The 16,715-nt window shown below is 49.4% G+C and carries 15 protein-coding genes; 12 read left to right on the forward strand and 3 right to left on the reverse strand.

Translation table 11 applies throughout. The features are described 5' to 3' along the window. Positions 1-14: 14 nt before the first annotated feature. Entirely contained in the window at positions 15-794 is a 780-nt protein-coding gene (locus ACQ5BJ_RS07860) for an NAD-dependent protein deacylase (RefSeq protein ID WP_262866980.1), read from the forward strand. A 4-nt stretch (positions 795-798) separates the two neighbouring features. Next, positions 799-2,283, forward strand: coding sequence for an FGGY-family carbohydrate kinase (locus tag ACQ5BJ_RS07865; protein WP_005547553.1), 1,485 nt, complete (start codon positions 799-801; stop codon positions 2,281-2,283). Positions 2,284-2,376: 93 nt separating this feature from the next. Here ACQ5BJ_RS07865 and ACQ5BJ_RS07870 read toward each other — a convergent pair whose 3' ends face one another. Together ACQ5BJ_RS07870 and ACQ5BJ_RS07875 are read right to left on the reverse strand one after the other, a co-directional pair. After that, on the reverse strand, positions 2,377-2,592 hold the full coding sequence (locus tag ACQ5BJ_RS07870) for a hypothetical protein (RefSeq protein ID WP_268599138.1): 216 nt from the start codon (positions 2,590-2,592) through the stop codon (positions 2,377-2,379). Between the two features lie 42 nt (positions 2,593-2,634). Beyond that, a complete protein-coding gene (locus ACQ5BJ_RS07875; protein ID WP_005547556.1) occupies positions 2,635-3,588 on the reverse strand; it encodes an AraC family transcriptional regulator in 954 nt (317 codons plus the stop codon). Between the two features lie 181 nt (positions 3,589-3,769). On the opposite strand from ACQ5BJ_RS07875, the gene ACQ5BJ_RS07880 reads away from it, so the two are divergent. The 5 genes from ACQ5BJ_RS07880 (at position 3,770) to ACQ5BJ_RS07900 (ending at position 10,494) form a co-directional block, all read left to right on the forward strand. Further along, positions 3,770-4,975, forward strand: coding sequence for a galactokinase (locus tag ACQ5BJ_RS07880; RefSeq protein WP_430110254.1), 1,206 nt, complete (start codon positions 3,770-3,772; stop codon positions 4,973-4,975). Positions 4,976-4,979: 4 nt separating this feature from the next. After that, positions 4,980-5,966, forward strand: a complete 987-nt coding sequence (galE, locus tag ACQ5BJ_RS07885; protein WP_268599137.1) for a UDP-glucose 4-epimerase GalE — start codon at positions 4,980-4,982, stop codon at positions 5,964-5,966. Positions 5,967-5,979: 13 nt separating this feature from the next. Next, positions 5,980-7,602, forward strand: a complete 1,623-nt coding sequence (locus ACQ5BJ_RS07890; protein WP_430110251.1) for a UDP-glucose--hexose-1-phosphate uridylyltransferase — start codon at positions 5,980-5,982, stop codon at positions 7,600-7,602. A 152-nt stretch (positions 7,603-7,754) separates the two neighbouring features. Further along, positions 7,755-8,618, forward strand: coding sequence for a hypothetical protein (locus tag ACQ5BJ_RS07895; protein ID WP_430110249.1), 864 nt, complete (start codon positions 7,755-7,757; stop codon positions 8,616-8,618). Positions 8,619-8,961: 343 nt separating this feature from the next. Next, positions 8,962-10,494: a copper amine oxidase N-terminal domain-containing protein gene (locus tag ACQ5BJ_RS07900; protein ID WP_430110247.1), complete on the forward strand. Its 1,533-nt coding sequence runs from the start codon at positions 8,962-8,964 to the stop codon at positions 10,492-10,494. Positions 10,495-10,631: 137 nt separating this feature from the next. Here ACQ5BJ_RS07900 and ACQ5BJ_RS07905 read toward each other — a convergent pair whose 3' ends face one another. Then, positions 10,632-11,381 carry an IclR family transcriptional regulator gene (locus tag ACQ5BJ_RS07905; protein ID WP_005547569.1) on the reverse strand — a complete coding sequence of 250 codons (750 nt, stop codon included), beginning with the start codon at positions 11,379-11,381 and terminating at the stop codon, positions 10,632-10,634. Positions 11,382-11,615: 234 nt separating this feature from the next. On the opposite strand from ACQ5BJ_RS07905, the gene ACQ5BJ_RS07910 reads away from it, so the two are divergent. Genes ACQ5BJ_RS07910 through ACQ5BJ_RS07930 form a run of 5 tightly spaced genes read left to right on the forward strand, consistent with a single transcriptional unit; the run spans position 11,616 to position 16,692 of the window. Beyond that, positions 11,616-12,710, forward strand: coding sequence for an extracellular solute-binding protein (locus ACQ5BJ_RS07910; RefSeq protein ID WP_430110244.1), 1,095 nt, complete (start codon positions 11,616-11,618; stop codon positions 12,708-12,710). 40 nt (positions 12,711-12,750) lie between these two features. Next, complete coding sequence (locus ACQ5BJ_RS07915; RefSeq protein ID WP_268599135.1) at positions 12,751-13,860, forward strand: ABC transporter ATP-binding protein; 1,110 nt, start codon at positions 12,751-12,753, stop codon at positions 13,858-13,860. Positions 13,861-13,863: 3 nt separating this feature from the next. Then, a complete protein-coding gene (locus ACQ5BJ_RS07920; RefSeq protein WP_005547574.1) occupies positions 13,864-14,727 on the forward strand; it encodes an ABC transporter permease in 864 nt (287 codons plus the stop codon). Then, positions 14,724-15,542 carry an ABC transporter permease gene (locus ACQ5BJ_RS07925; RefSeq protein WP_262866981.1) on the forward strand — a complete coding sequence of 273 codons (819 nt, stop codon included), beginning with the start codon at positions 14,724-14,726 and terminating at the stop codon, positions 15,540-15,542. Before ACQ5BJ_RS07920 ends, ACQ5BJ_RS07925 begins: the two co-directional genes overlap by 4 nt. Before the next feature lie 13 nt (positions 15,543-15,555). After that, entirely contained in the window at positions 15,556-16,692 is a 1,137-nt protein-coding gene (locus tag ACQ5BJ_RS07930) for a M20 family metallopeptidase (protein ID WP_430110240.1), read from the forward strand. Positions 16,693-16,715: the final 23 nt, after the last annotated feature.

Here is a 16,715-nt window from a genome sequence, read left to right on the forward strand (position 1 = left end):
AGGAAGCGACGACGATGACAGAACAAAAGAACCGTAACCATCATGCTCATGCAGAGGAGCTGGCAGATCTTTTGCGCAGCAGCAAGCATGTTGTTTTTTTTGGCGGGGCAGGAACATCGACGGAGAGTGGGATTCCTGATTTCCGCTCGGACAATGGTGTATTTGCGGATGATGAAGCATTCCGTTATCCCCCGGAGGTGATGCTCAGCCGCTCCTTTTATGATCGTGATCCGGCAACCTTCTATCGCTTCTATCGGGCGAAGATGCTGCATCCTGCTGCGAAACCGAATGCTGCACATCGGGCGTTGGCGCGGCTTGAAGAGGATGGCATTGTGTCCGCGGTTGTGACTCAAAATATTGATGGTCTACATCAGTCAGCAGGTAGCAGGGAAGTGTGGGAGCTGCATGGTTCGGTACACCGGAACCGCTGTACGAGATGCGGAGCTATACATGGACTGGATGCAGTGCTGGAGAGTGAGGAGATCATTCCATCCTGCAAGCAATGCAGCGGAACACTAAAGCCGGATGTTGTTCTCTATGAAGAATCACTGGACGATAAAGTGATTTCAGGGGCAATCGGACGCATTCAAGAGGCGGATCTGCTCATTGTAGGAGGAACCTCGCTTACTGTGCACCCGGCAGCAAGCTTTGTTCAACTGGCGAAAAAGGCGAAGCTGGTATTGATGAATCGGACGGCAACGACCATGGATGGCCGTGCAGATGCGGTATATCGTGAGCCGATGGGTGAATTGTTCGCCGCTGCTTATTACAAGTTAACAGGGAAAGAGGTATAGCTATATGCGCATGATCGGAATCGATCTCGGGACAACGAACCGCAAGGTTGGCCTATTCGATGAGTCGGGCAAGTTGCTCGGCCAAGCGAGCCGTCCGACGGTAACCGTTGATTCGAACACAAGGTATGTCGTCTATGATCCAGACGCGATGTGGGATGATGTATCGACGATGATCCGTGAGCTTATGAATACCCATAACGATGTTCCCGTCGATTACATTGGAATTACGAGCATGGCGGAAAGCGGACTGCTCGTAAATCGGCATACAGGCAAGGTGCAATCACCGCTCCTGCCGTGGTTTGAGACCTGCTCCTCTGAGCAAGCGGAACGGATCCGCCAGGAAGGGACGCCGCTGGAGCTGTTCCAGCGTACAGGCCTGCATCTCTCGTTTAAGCACGGTTTACCGAAGCTGCTCTGGCTAAAGGATCAGAATGCTGGGATGTTCGAGGATGCAGTGTGGCTGTCCGTATCCGGATATATTGCTTACCGCTTGACTGGAGTTATGGCATTTGATCCTTCGCTTGCGACTCGAACATTTGCATACAGCATGTATAGTGATAGTTGGGATGTACCATGGATTCGACACTTTGGACTAGATGAACACATTTTCCCGGAAGTTCTGCCAAGCGGGACGCCGCTTGGGACAGTGACGAAGGATGCAGCGGGAGCGCTCGGTCTGTCCAGCTATACACGTGTTGCCATTGGCGGGCATGATCATGTCTGTGCAGCGCTTGCGGTTGGGGCTGTTCATCCGGGAGATGTCTATGTATCCATGGGAACAGCGGAGACGCTTGTGGGAACCATCTCGAAGCGACCGCTCGGGCAAGCAGAGTTCGATACCGGGCTATCCTACGGGTACCACGTTGTGCCTGGATACCATTTCTGGATGGGCGGTAATGCCTCTTCAGGAGGATCAGTCGAATGGATTCGCAGACAACTGGCGGACGAAGCCTTATCTTATGATGACATTAAGCAGTTGATGAACAATGTGAACGATGGGCCAGGAGAAGCGATGTTTTTCCCGTACTTGTCGGGATGCGGGGCGCCATATCCGAATTCAAAGACGCGCGGCGCGTTTATCGGATTATCTAAGGAACACGGGAAGAAGGAAATGTTGCGGGCGGTGTTTGAAGGTACGGCCTATCAGTTGGAAATGATTCGTCAAAGTGCAGAACGCAATTCGGAGCATGCCATTCGCAACATGTGTGCGGTTGGCGGCGGGACGAGATTGCCGGCTTGGCTGCAGATGAAGTCGGATATCTCCAACGCAACACTCATTGTACCGCCTATTGAGGAAGCGACGATGCTCGGCGCTGCCTGCGCCGCTGCGCTAGGTGGCGGATATTTTGCCGATGCAGATGAAGTGCGCCAAGCAATGCAAAGCCGTGGTGTTGAGACTTACCAGCCTAATGCGGAACGTCATTTGCAGTATAGGCAGGTGTACGACACACGCTATATCCCTGTAGCAAAAGTGCTTCGTGAGTTGTAATCCCAATCGGGGATGAAGGTTATCGACGTATGTGATATAGAAAGGAGCGGCGCATATTTCTGTGAAGTGCCCGCTCCTTTTTGCTATGTAAAGTTATTTAGACTTGTTGATTGCTGCCACCTTATCGACTGCGCGCCGGAACAGCTCTGCAACTGCGCTTGTCTGCTTGTGGCATTGCATATACACCCCACCTGCAGTCGCAACATCCTGGATAAGTTCGGCGTTGGATTTTGAAGCTGCTTCCTTACGGCTTTGTTCAACAATGCGTGCCTGCTGCTGCCATTCTTCCTTGATGTTCAGACGTTTCATGCGGAATGCCCTCCTAATTTTGATTGTCAGCGTAAGCCTATACTAAGAATTACGTTGGAATGTATGATCGGGTTGCATGACTTGATTGCGATATGCAGTAGGGGGATGTCCATAAAAGCGTCGAAATTGTCTGGAAAAATACAATGCGTCAGGAATTCCGACTGAAGCTGCAATTTGCTCGACAGTCAAATCCGGTCGTTCTCGAAGCAACTGCCGTCCCTTATCAATGCGGAGCTTCAGCAAGAAGGTGACAGGCGTCATGTCCGTAATGCGCTTAAATATGCGGGAGAAATACGCCCTGCTGTAGCCTAAGCTCTCCGCAATTTGCTCCATGGACATCGGATGCGCATACTGCGTAGACATCATCTGGATGGCCTGACGTACAGTCTGCTGCATTTCTGATTCGGGCCGCAACCTATTCGCCTCTTCCATGTGCTGCTGCATGCCGGCATACTTCGCCAAAATAAGATGGAGGCAGCCGTGCGCGATCAAATCTGCTGCCACGCTTCTTTCTTGAAATGCCGCTGTAATTTGCTTTATCTGATAGGGAACCTCGATTTGATCACCTGCATGTAGAATCGGATTGGCGGCTGAGAATCCGGCACGGCATATAAGGTCATTCGCGTGAATGCCTTGAAAAGCGATCCAGCAGTACCTCCACGGCTGGACAGCATCAGATTCATAGCTTACGAGTCGGCCTGGTTCAATGAGGAACGCATCTCCTGTTTTCAGATGATAGGTATGGGTCTCTGTTGAGAAGGCCCCCTGACCGTCTATGATATGATGAAGCAAATAGTAGTCGTACAGCTTGGGGCCGAGCTTGTGAGAGGGAACGGTCTGGCTTTCTCCTGCGAATAAGACTCGTATCCCTTCTTGTTCAGCGTAAGTTGGGTTCGAAGCAACCGTGTACGTTTCTAGTATTTTGACTAAATCATTCTCGGTTGTTATCTGTTCGGATTGTGCTTGTGCATTCTGAAAATCGGGGGAGTCCGTCATTTTGTACCTCCTTGCGCGTCCAATCTTGCATGTCCAATAGTTATATTGTAGCATGAAAATGATGGTAGAGTCACATTAGTCCATATGTAGCGCACATCGATATATTACGGGGGCAAGAGGAAATCCGTATGATTGATGTAACGGTATCATATTCACGTTGAAACAATGGGAGGTCATTGTAATGGAAGCAAGCAAGCTGCTGTCACGATTCGAGCAACAATATGGAGCGAGCCCAGCGCCGGTTCGTTTTTTCCATGCTCCAGGCAGAGTGAATTTGATCGGTGAACATATTGACTATAATGGAGGATATGTGCTCCCTGCGGCATTGGAATTTGGGACTACGCTGCTCATCCGTGAGCGTGAGGATCATTGTGTGCGATTGGCGACGACGAATTTTGAATATCAGCTTGAAATAGATGTGAGCGCACTTGCAGATGCGAAGCAGGATCAATGGACCGATTATCCAATTGGGGTTATGAATCAGTTGCAGCAGTCGGATCGAGGGCTGACAAAAGGATATGAGCTACTGTTCCATGGGGATATTCCGAATGGCGCAGGGCTGTCTTCATCTGCCTCATTAGAAGTGGTGACCGCTTATGCGCTGCTTACACTGGAGGGGCATCACATTGATCGAACGGACATCGCTTTGTTGTCTCAGCGTGCGGAGAATCGATTTGTCGGTGTGAACTGCGGCATTATGGATCAATTCGCAGTAGCACAGGGCAAGCTTGACCATGCCATTCTGTTGTTGTGCGATACGTTGGAATATACGCATGTGCCGTTTCAGACGGATGGATATTGTCTGATCATCGGCAATACGAATAAGCGCCGTGGATTAGTGGATTCGAAATATAATGAGCGCAGGGCACAGTGTGAAGAAGCAGTGCGTGCGCTGCAGGCTGCATATCCGCATATGACCCTGCTTGCGCATCTTACGGCGGAGCAATTTGAGGCGGAGGCTTACAAGATTGCAGATGACACGGTTCGTGCGCGAGCTGCACATGTGATTGCAGAGAATGATCGTGTTAAGCAGTCGGTTGATGCATTGAAGAACAATGATCTGATTCGGTTTGGCGAATTGATGAATGCTTCCCATGATTCTTTGCGCGATTTATATGAAGTCAGCTGCGAGGAGCTGGACATTATGGTAAAGGAAGCTCGATGCATAGAGGGAACGCTCGGTTCTCGAATGACAGGAGCCGGGTTCGGCGGCTGTACGGTATCACTCGTTCGTGAGGATGCGGCTGAACAATTCGTAGTTCGGGTAGGCGCTGCGTACGAGGAGCAAACCGGGTTGCACCCGGAATTTTATATTTGTCGAGTAGGAGATGGTGTGCGGGAGCTTGCACCATTGGCGAAGACAGCGAAAATTGATAAGGAGGGGTAACAGCATGGCAGTATTGGTTACAGGTGGAGCAGGCTATATCGGTTCGCATACCGTTGCGGAATTGCTGGCGCGCGGAGAAGAGGTTGTTATTGTAGATTCACTCGAAACGGGACATCAAGAGGCGGTGCTTGGGGGGACGCTTCATATTGGCGATATTCGAGACAGCGCATTTCTCGATTCTGTATTTGCGCAGCATTCTATTGATGCGGTTATTCATTTTGCTGCCTATTCACTCGTAGGCGAGAGCATGAGCAATCCAGCGAAATATTACGATAACAATGTGCATGGCACGCTTGTGCTGCTCGAAGCAATGCGCAAGCATCATGTATCCCGCATCGTATTTTCATCAACGGCTGCTACGTATGGGGAGCCGGAGCGTACTCCGATTCAAGAGACAGAAGCGACGAACCCAACGAATGTATATGGGGAAACGAAGCTGACGATGGAGCGAATGATGCGGTGGTTCGATCAATCGCATGAGATTCGCTATGTTTCGCTGCGTTATTTCAATGCGGCGGGCGCTCATGAGAACGGCAAGATCGGGGAAGACCACCGTCCGGAAACCCATCTGATTCCGTTAGTGCTGCAAACCGCACTTGGACAGCGGAAGGAAATGAAGGTATTCGGCAGCGACTATCCTACGCCTGACGGTACATGCATCCGGGATTATATTCATGTCAGCGACTTGGCTGATGCTCATGTGCTGGCAGTCGAGTACTTGCGCGGCGGCGGCCGGAGCGATGTGTTCAACTTGGGCAGCGGCAATGGATTTTCGGTGCTGGAAGTGATTCAGACAGCAGAACGGGTAACAGGGCGTAGCATTCCGACAGTAACGGAAGAGCGTAGAGCAGGTGATCCTGCGGTGTTAATTGCCTCGGCAGACAAGGCGAAGTCTGTTCTAGGCTGGAGTCCGAAGCGGGACGACCTGAATGTGCTGATCCAAAGCGCTTGGAACTGGCATCAGGCGCGTCCGACCGGATACGATAGCTGAGGAGGAGTGCGAGATGGCACAAGGTGTAGAAGGATTAGCGCTGTCACAAATATCTGTCGAGCGGGCAAGCTTCGCAATTGAAGCCTTGATTCGATATGCCGTGCATCATGAGATGATGGCCCCGCTTGATATGCCTTATGTTCGCAATCAATTGTTAGAATTGTTCCACATCTCTGAACCGTGTTCAGCATATCGGGAAGAGCAGTGGGAAGCCATTCCTGAGGAGCCGCATCATATACTCGAAGAACTGCTTGATTGTGCCTATGAGAGCGGGCTGATTCCGGATCGAACAGTGACGCAGCGAGATCTTCTTGATGCACGAATAATGGGTATGCTGATGCCGCGTCCTTCTGAGCTGCAGAATCGATTCCAGCGTGTTCAGGAGGCAGAAGGAATCGAGCGCGCGACAGCTGATTTTTATCGCATCAATCAAAAGTGCAATTACATTCGTACCGATCGTGTCCGCAATAATGAATATTGGCTTCATAGGAGCGAGTTCGGTGAAATGGAAATGACGATCAATTTGTCGAAGCCGGAGAAGAGCCCGCAGGAAATTGCGCTCGCAGCACAGTTGACAGCGTCCCACTATCCCGAATGTCTGCTGTGCGCAGATAATGTAGGGTATGCCGGCAGACTTGATCATCCTGCACGTCAAAATTTACGCATTCTTCCGATAAAGCTGAACGGGGAAGACTGGTATTTTCAATATTCACCGTATGTGTACTATAACGAGCACAGCATCATTTTCCACAAAGAGCATTTTCCAATGAAGCTGACACGGAACACATTTGCTCGCTTGCTGGACTTTACAGAGCAGTTTCCGCACTATTTCATCGGGTCGAATGCAGATTTGCCGATTGTCGGCGGCTCCATTCTCAGTCATGATCATTTTCAAGCGGGAAAACATACGTTTCCGATTGAGCGGGCACCCATTGATGTCCAGTTTGTGCATCCTGCATACCCTGGCATAACGGCGGGAATTGTTCGTTGGCCGATGTCGGTGCTGCGCTTGCAGAGTGAACAGCCGGATGTCCTGCTGCAATGCGCGGACGAATTGTATGAACAATGGAAAGGGTACAGCGATGAAAGTGTTGGGGTTGCGGCTATCACAAATCACGGAGACAAATCGATTCGGCACAATACGATCACGCCAATTGTAAGGCGACGCGGCTCGTTATTTGAGATGGATTTGGTACTGCGGAACAATCGCACGGATGAGGCTCATCCAGAAGGCATTTTCCATCCTCACCGTGAGCATCACCATATTAAGCGGGAAAATATCGGATTGATCGAAGTAATGGGGCTTGCGATTCTACCGGGACGCCTGAAGCAAGATATTGAGCGAATTACGATGCTGCTATCCGACGATGGACAATGGGAGGAAGCGCGGAGTCAACTGCAAGAAACGGACAGCCTGTATCCGCACCGTGCGTGGGTGGATCAGTTGCTGAATCAGTATGGAATTATGGCAGCTGACAAGGCGAAGCAGGTCATTCTGCACGAGATTGGCAACAAGTTCGTGTCCATACTTTGGCAGGCGGGAGTGTTCAAAAATAACGCTCAAGGTCGGGACGCCTTCTGCCGTTTCGCGGCTGCATGCGGCTATCAGCGTGTAGAAATACCTTCAGCCATGTAAGACGATCCAAAGTGCTGCGTAGCGGGCAGTCAATGCGGTATGCGGCAGTACAAGCAGCGGTACAACAGCTCGGCGTGCGATCAGCAGTCCAGATAGAGATAAATAGAAATAGGGAGTAAACGGAAGGGGAAACGATGGTGGCTGCTTTGCAAATGAATACAATACAACATGAACGTTGGGGAGAAAGCCTGCATCTGGACAATAGAATCTATGAGGTAATCGTGCCGCTCACATTTGGCATCCGGATTATGCATTTTAGCTTATGCGGCCATGAAAACATTCTGTTCGAGGATCGCGAAGGGTCGATACGGCAGGAAGGTGAGGCCTTCCAAGCCTTTGGCAGCGAAGGCTGGCAGCTTCGCGGAGGCCATCGGTTATGGGCTAGTCCAGAATCCTATCCACGGACCTATACGCCAGATGATAAACCGATTGAATATGTGCGCACAGCGTCTGGTGTCAAGCTTATCGCTCCCGTAGAGCAATGGACCCAATGTGCCAAAGAGATTGAGCTCATTTTCCGAGGAGCAGATGTCGTCGTAGTGCACCGGATTGCGAATAAGGGAGCGTGGCCGATCCAACTGGCTCCGTGGGCCATTACGGTTATGGCGTCGGGAGGAACGGCGATTGTCCCTCAAATTACGAGAGATACCGGCTTGCTGCCGAACCGTTCGATATCGCTGTGGCCGTATGCTGCGATGAATGACGAGCGAGTGTCGTGGGGAGAGAGCCATATCGAGGTGAAGCAGTTAGCTCATCTTCCACAAGCCTTCAAGTTCGGTATGCTTCAAGAAGAGGGCAAGGCGTCCTATATCCGCAACGGAATCGTATTTGAGAAACGTTATGAGCCTGTACATGGAGCAACGTATCCAGATGGAGGCTGTTCCTTGGAATTGTACACGAACGAGCATATTCTGGAGCTAGAGTCGCTTGGGCCGCTTGTTACGCTGGAACCGAATGCAGTGGCAACTCATCAAGAGGTATGGAGCTTAGCTCTGCAATCGGATGTGAAGGTCTGAGCAACCACAGGGGGTATTCATTTTACTGCCATGAGTCATGACTCATTGATGAGCTTGATCTTCGAACTTATCGTTGAATAATAATCGTATAAACTTATATTCATGAGCGCCATCTGCTGTATTTGTATATAGCGGGGCGCTTTTGTAGTTTGTGCATTGCAATGAATTGATTGGAGATGAGACAGTAAGGAATTGCCATCATTTTGTTGCAATTATTTTTCTTTACACCGTATTCCGAAGTCATTCATAATGATCATGAACAAACTAGCGACTTACATAATGTAATGGGAGTAAAGTGGGTTCAGGTAAGAACTTATCCAAATGGGAAGAGGGGATAGAGGACATGAGAACATACAAATGGTTAGCCCTATGTATGGCAATTGTGCTAGTGATGTTGACAGGCTGCCAATCCATCGGCGGTATTGATGTGACGAAGGTGCTGAAGAAGCAGCTCGACATTCATGCTTACGAAGCGCAGCAGACAATGAGCATTCATTTTGAACCCGCCTCAGGCAAGCTGAAGGATGAGGACGCTGCAATGATGAAGGCGTTCAATGATGCGCTGCTGACTGTCCAAGTGAAGGCACAGGATCCAGAGCATTTCTCGATGACTGGCAAGCTGAAGGTTGCGAGCGATGAAGTTCCGTTCACAATTGGCTTGAAGGACAATCGGACGGTGATTAAGGTGGAAGGCGCTCAATCTCCGATCGTAATTGGCGAAGAAATGAAAACAATGCTGTCTATCGTACAGCCTTCCACGAAGCAGATGAAGGCCTTTGTCGAATCGACATTCGCCCTGCTCGGCAAACATGCGCCGAATCCTGCAAATGCATCTGTGAAGCAGGTGACAGAGCAGGTCATGGGACAGTCGCTCCCACTTTCGCAGGTTCATATTGAATTCGGCGGCAATGAGTTGATTCCTTGGTTGAAACAATTGCTTCAATCCGCTCTGAAGGATGAAGAAGGATTGAAGGCCTGGTTCATGGAAATGGGCAAATGGTATGCGCCTATGATTACGGCTGCGATTGCGCAAGCTGGACATGAGATGGAGGGAGAAATTCCCGCATTGCTAAAAGATGGCGAGCTGCTCGGCTTAACGGCTTACAAGATGTTCAAGGAACAGGCGCCTGCAATCATTTCGGAGCTGGAGCGCAGCAATGACACATGGTTGAAGGACAATTCGGGTTTGACGGCACTGCTTAGCGGAGAGACCAAGCTTGTCTTGGATTTGTACGTGGATCAGAACATGAATGTTCGGAAATCAAAAGCTTCGCTAGCGATTGCCGTTCCTACTTCTGCTGAAGCTCCGTTCACTAAGGTTACGATCAACCAATCCACGGAATACAGCAATGTGAATGGAACTGTGAAGGCAGATGAATGGGAAGCAACTTCTTCCTATGTATCTCTCACAGATCCCGAGATGACCCCAGGGAAATGGCTGAGACACTTCGATTCTTCATCTGTCGCGCACAAATGGCTGAAGCAGGCGGGGATCACGAAGAAGTGGACAACAATACCTGTCTCAGTATCGAACTATGATGAGTGGTTCTATGAGGGAATGGCAATGACGTATACGAAAAATGGAACTATGATGGTGCCGCTGCGCGTCGTCACGGATGAATTCGATGCAAAGTTGAAGTGGGAAGGCAAGTCAAAGCTGACCATTATCGATGATATTACGGGGGGCGTAACCGAGCTGACGATGAATAGCAAGCAGGCTAAGGTTGGCGGACAGACGATTGACATGCCGTTAGCACCAGAGGAGAAGGATGGGCAATTATATGTTCCACTTCGTTCGCTGGCGCAAATGCTGGGCTTCACGTTTACGATCAATAAATCTGACGGGACTCAGTGGCTCGAAATGAACCGCGAATAAGACGTATATTGTGCATATTATAATTATCTGATCGCTAGATCAACAATAAGGGAAGCGGGTTGAAGGGGTGATTCCTCTTCAATCTGGCTTCCCTTATGTTATGTCAGGCGATGCATTCCGTATAAGATATACGGTGCCTAATTAAAGCCATGCAGGCGCGACATCTCCTGTGTGACCTGCAGCAGTATGCTAATCCAGCGTTCGAGGTGGGGCTCCATTCGATCACTAGGCCCGATTAAGCTAATTGCGGAAACATTCCCGTCCCCATAGAATATCGGGGCCGCAATGCCAGTCACCCCAATATTACGCATGTTCGAGCTCATCTCATAGCCGCGCTGCCGGATGCTCGCAAGACGCTGGCTCATTTGCTCCCGATCTGTAATGGAGTAGTTCGTGAAAGCAGCCATTGGTTCAGCAAGCACTGCTTCCTGCAGCGTCTCCGGACTATAAGCCAGAATGACGCGCGAGGCACTTGTCGCATAAAGCGGGAATCGTCGATAGGCATCAATGATAAAGCGAATCGGCAGCGGAGAATCCAGTTTGTCTACATAGATTGCATCCTGCTGATCGCGAATGCATAAACATACCGATTCCTTTGTCAAGTCTGCAAGCTGCTGCAAATAAGGTCTAGCAAAGCTGACCATATCATCGTCATTCTTCACCTTATTGCCTAATTCTAATAGAGTATAGCCCAATGAATACAGCTTCGTTCGGGGATGCTGCTTAATCAGCCCTTCACTTTCCAAGGTAGTCAGCATCTTATGAACAGCCCCCTTGGACCATTGCAATTCACGGCTTAAGTCCGTTACGCCCCATTCCTTGGCCCCGTGTAGGAACAGCTTCAGCAGTGTACAGCATTTCTGGACGGATGACAGATAGTGCTCCATATTCTCTCTCCTAAGTTCGGTGTATCCGATATTTTCATCAATGAAAAAAATGAAGCTGATAGGTTGGCATTGTTCAAGCAATTGTACGTCTACAATACAAATGATGTGTTAAAATGTGACAAAAATCATGGTTCTATATTGAACATACCATGACCCTATGCTAAAATCAAACCAAGATTCACCAATTATAAACAATGTTCACAAATAGTGAACATAATAATGGGGAGGAATACAATGAAAGCATGTCGCTGGGCATCATTGATATTAACTTTAGCCTTGATTGGATCTTTGGTGGCAGCTTGTGGATCGTCTAGTTCCAGCATCAAAGATGGAAGCGGTTCCAATTCAGGGCTGGAAGGTGAATTGGTTATCGCAGGGAATGGCGCAACCGTAGAGACTTTGATGAAGGATGAGATTTTCAAGAAATTCAATGAAAAATATCCAGATGTGAAGCTGTCCTATGTATCGGGCGTATCAACGGATATTGTGGCCAAGGTCACAGCTCAACAGGGATCTCCGCAAATCGATGTAACCGTAATTGAAGGCGGCGAGCAGGAGGCTGGCAGTGTCAAGGGGCTGTGGGAGGCGCTTGTTCCTGCTCAGATTCCGAACATGTCCAAAGTTGACGAACAACTTAAAATCAATGATAACAGCGGCGTAACAGTCAACTACACCCCAATGGGCATCTCATACAATGCCAAGCTGGTGAAGGAGAAGGGATTGCCTGTACCGGAGTCGTGGAATGATCTGGCTCGTTCAGAAATGAAGGGCAATCTGATATTAACTGAAATGTCGAGCAACTTCGGACGTTCAGCAGCAATTATGCTCGCATATGCGAATGGCGGCTCTGAAAAAGATATGGCTGCAGGCTTCGATAAGCTGAAGACGATAGCGGGCTATATGCCGACATTTGCGAAGACGGCAGCTCAATTGCAGCAGAATTTGCAAAATAATACGGCAGCCTATACAGCATGGACAATGGCACGCAGCATCGTGCAGAAGGATCAAGGTGTGGAGCTGGAATTCGTTATACCGAAGGAAGGGGCCAACATTGTGCCAAACGTTGCTTCCTTAGTCAAAGGCGCCAAGCACCCGAACGCAGCGAAAACATTCATCGATTTCCTGCTGACCGATGACGTACAGACGTTGTATGCAACGAAGCTCTTTTACAATACGGCGGTCAATGTGAAGCTGCCAGAAGATACGGCGAAGCTGCTTGATTTTGATAAAAGTAAGATCGTGAAATTCGACTATGGTGTCATTAGCGACAATACGAAGAAATGGCTGGATCAATTCAATAAGGAAGTCGCGCCGCTTGTTGGCCAATAACTTAAATAACTTACAGATAAATAGGATGGAGGATAGGCTCATGACGATCACGTACGACGTAGAATTGCAGAGCGTTCACAAGTGCTTCGGTGGAACGGTCGTCGTTGACAATTTCAGCTTGGGAGTGGAGCGGGGGGAGTGTGTTACTTTCCTCGGTCCCTCGGGTTGTGGGAAGACGACGACATTGAATATGATCGCCGGCTTCTTAGAACCGGATGGAGGAGAACTGCGAATTAAAGGCAAATCCATGCGCGGCGTCCCGGCAAATAAACGGGACTTGGGTATGGTATTTCAGACATACTCGCTATTTCCGCATATGACGGTCGGGGAAAATGTTGCATACGGCTTGAAGCTGAGAAAGACGCCGAAGTCAGAAATGACGGATCGCGTGAAGAAGGTACTTGATCTTGTTAAGCTTCCACATGTGGGCGACCGGTATCCGAAGCAGTTGTCTGGAGGACAACGCCAGCGAATCGCGATTGCTCGTGCACTTGTTACGGAGCCATCACTGCTGCTGCTTGATGAGCCCTTAAGCAATCTCGATGCGAAGCTGAGAGAGGAATTGAGGGAGGAAATGAAGCGTCTGCAGCAGGAAATTGGCGTTACGACGATATTTGTCACGCATGATCAGGAGGAAGCGATGTATCTCTCTGATCGAATTGTCGTGCTTGATCACGGCGCTGTAGAGCAGATCGGGACACCTGAGCAGATCTATCATGAGCCAGCCTCGGCATTTGTACATGAATTTGTCGGGAAATCCAATCGCTTTGAGGCTACTGTCGTTGCTGTACATGAGCAATGGGGCGAGCTGCGTACAGCCGGGGGGATGAAGCTGAAGGCTCAACGTAAGAAATATCCGTTCAAGGAAGGAGAGCAGGTGCTAGCCTATGTGCGTCCTGAGCATATACGTATGGAGGCTGCAATGTCGGCCGGTGGAGATTCTGCGGATGAAGACAATAACATGTCCGGGATCGTTTCACTAGTATCCTTCCTTGGCTCGTATGGAGAAATGGTTGTGCTCACAGCAGATGGCTCGATCAGTGTACGAACACATTCTCAGCGGCGCCATCATCATGTCTCAGACGGAGAGCATGTAAAGCTGGCATGGGCTGAGCAAGACGTCGTCGTATTCCCGCGGAAGGAGGGGTAGCAGATGGCGAAGCCCGCACGAAGCAAGGCTTGGGCGGCTATGCTGCTGCTCGTTCCCAGTCTTATCGTTATTTTGGGTGTATTTGTGTTGCCAATGCTGTACATGTTCGTGATCAGTATTCGTGAAGATGGAGGTGCGGGGGCGTATACGCTGGCACAATACCGGCTCTTCATTCAGGATTCGTATTACTTGGAAGTGCTGTGGCGGACAATCAAGCTAAGTCTGTACACGGTAATCGTATGTTTGCTGCTCGGTTATCCGGTTGCCATGTATATGGCGCAGGCAACGCCGAAAATGCGGGGCTTCATCACGTTCTTAATTATATCTCCACACTTAATTAGTGTCGTCATCCGAAACTTTGGCTGGGTCGTCATCTTAGGAGACGATGGCTTTATTAACAACAGCCTTATCTCGCTGGGAGTAATCGAGAAGCCTCTGCGCCTGCTGTACAACGAGCTCGGTGTCGTTATCGGTCTCGCAGATTCATTAATTGTCTATATGGTGCTTGCGGTCGCAACGAGTCTGTATGCAGTGGATGCTTCGCTTTATAAGGCGGCAGGAATATTAGGCGCATCACGTTCGCGGATGTTCTTCAGTGTGACACTGCCGTTAAGCATGCCTGGCATATTCGCTGGCACGACGCTTGTGTTCAGTTTGGCCATGAGCGCGTTTGTTACGCCTGCACTGATGGGGGGCACATCTGTGAAGGTGATGCCGGTTATTGCCTATGAGAAGATGATGGCAGCATATGATTGGTCGTTAGGTGCAGCGCTTGCCTTTTTGCTGCTCGGATCCACGCTTGGGCTCGTAGCTCTGTTTACCCGAATGGTTGAAACGAATCGATACAAGGAGGTGTTCTCGTCATGATAAACGAATCGAGACGATTTCGAATTACGCCGCTCGGCATAATTACTTTTTTCGTTGTTCTCATGGTTATTTCACCGCTCCTTATTATCGTGCCTACCTCGTTCACCTCGACAGGGGTGCTTCGCTTTCCGCCTGAGGGCTTTTCTTTGCAATGGTATGTAAAAATCTTCGATCGGCCTGAATTTATCGAATCGTTCTGGGTTAGTGTGAAGCTGGCGTCCATTAGCGCAGTCATTGCGACAATTATCGGCACATTGGCCGCATTCGCTCTTCACAAATACAAGCCACCGGGATGCGGGACGATCAATGCGCTGCTCTTGTCGCCGCTGACAGTGCCGTCTCTCATTATCGGGATATCTGCACTGCTGTTTTTTACAAGAATTGGATTGGCGGGGACGTTTACTGGTCTGCTGCTCTCTCATATTTTAATATCAGTTCCGTATGTTGTGCGGCTTGTGCTGACCGGCTTAAGCTCCTTCGATTATACGTTGGAGCGGGCTGCAGCGATTCTTGGGGCAAATCCGGTACGAACATTCTGGGATATTACGCTTCCTGTCATCCGACCTGCTATTTTTTCAGGAATGGTATTTGCGTTCTTAACATCGTTCGATAATGTAACTGTATCCTTATTTTTAATCTCTCCATCTACGACTACACTTCCAATGGCAATCTTCAATTATATGCAGGAGTCTTTAACTCCGCTTGTCGCATCGATTTCTTCCATCATGATTTTGCTTAGTCTCGTATTTATTTTTATCCTAGAACGGGTCTATGGATTGGATCGGCTGTTCGGTTCCAATTCGCAATCCCATTAAGGAAGGTAGAATAATGAAATACCTGGAGCAGTTAGAGCGGTGGATGCCTGAAATGCTTGCCCTGATGGAGCAGAGTGTGAACATGGATTCTCCGTCTGCCAACAAAGGTTTGACCGATCGAATGATCGACTGGTATGAGGAGCGCTTCAAGGAAGAACTCGGGGCTGAAGTTGAACGTGTGCCAAATGTTCAGTATGGAGATAGACTCGTTGTTCGCGTTGGGAGTGGGCCGAGGAAGGTATTGCTCGTCGGCCACGCGGATACGGTATGGCCTGCGGGAGAAACGAAGAGAAGACCGTTTCAAATAGACAGCAAACGGGCTTACGGGCCTGGCGTATATGATATGAAGGCGAGCTTGATTCAAGCTTTATTTGCGATAAAAATTCTACAATTTACAAACAGGCTTCCCGAAAAGCTATCAATTATGTTATTAATTAATAGTGATGAAGAAATTGGAAGTCCTACTTCACGGAAATGGATTGAATCCTTTGCGAGAGACAGCGAGGCGGCCTTCGTACTCGAACCGCCAATGGAGCCTTCTGGAGCATTGAAGACAGCTCGCAAGGGAAGTGGTCGTTTTCATCTGTCAGTAATTGGACGAGCCGCTCATGCTGGTGTCAATCCCGAGTCTGGCGTCTCTGCTGTTGAAGAGTTGGCTCAACAAATTATTCGTCTTCACCGGTTGTCGGATGCAGAACGCGGCATACATGTGAATGTCGGAAAAATTAGTGGTGGAATTGGAGCAAATGTAGTAGCCGATTATGCCGAGGCAGAGATTGATGTGCGCGTCCGAACGATGGAGGATTTCGATCGTTTTGTGGAGTTGATTCACGGACTTGCTTCGATTCATCCTGATGTACGTCTTCAGTTGACTGGAGACATGAATCGTCCGCCTATGGAGCGAACCGATTCGATTGCCAAGCTGTATCAGATAGCTAGAGAAGCAGCGATGGAACAATTGAGCTTGGAGTTGGAGGAAACGAGCACGGGCGGTGTAAGCGACGGGAACTTCATAGCAGCGTGTGGAACACCCACTCTCGATGGGTTAGGTGTGCGCGGAGACGGCGCGCATTCGCCATCAGAATTTATTTGGCTGCATGAACTGCCGCGTCGAACTGCATTGTTGGCTAGTATACTGGAACGTCTGTAACGTTGAAGGAAGCAGTTGATTCA

Source organism: Paenibacillus sp. B1-35, from assembly GCF_050474385.1.
Taxonomy (GTDB): domain Bacteria; phylum Bacillota; class Bacilli; order Paenibacillales; family Paenibacillaceae; genus Paenibacillus_B; species Paenibacillus_B alvei.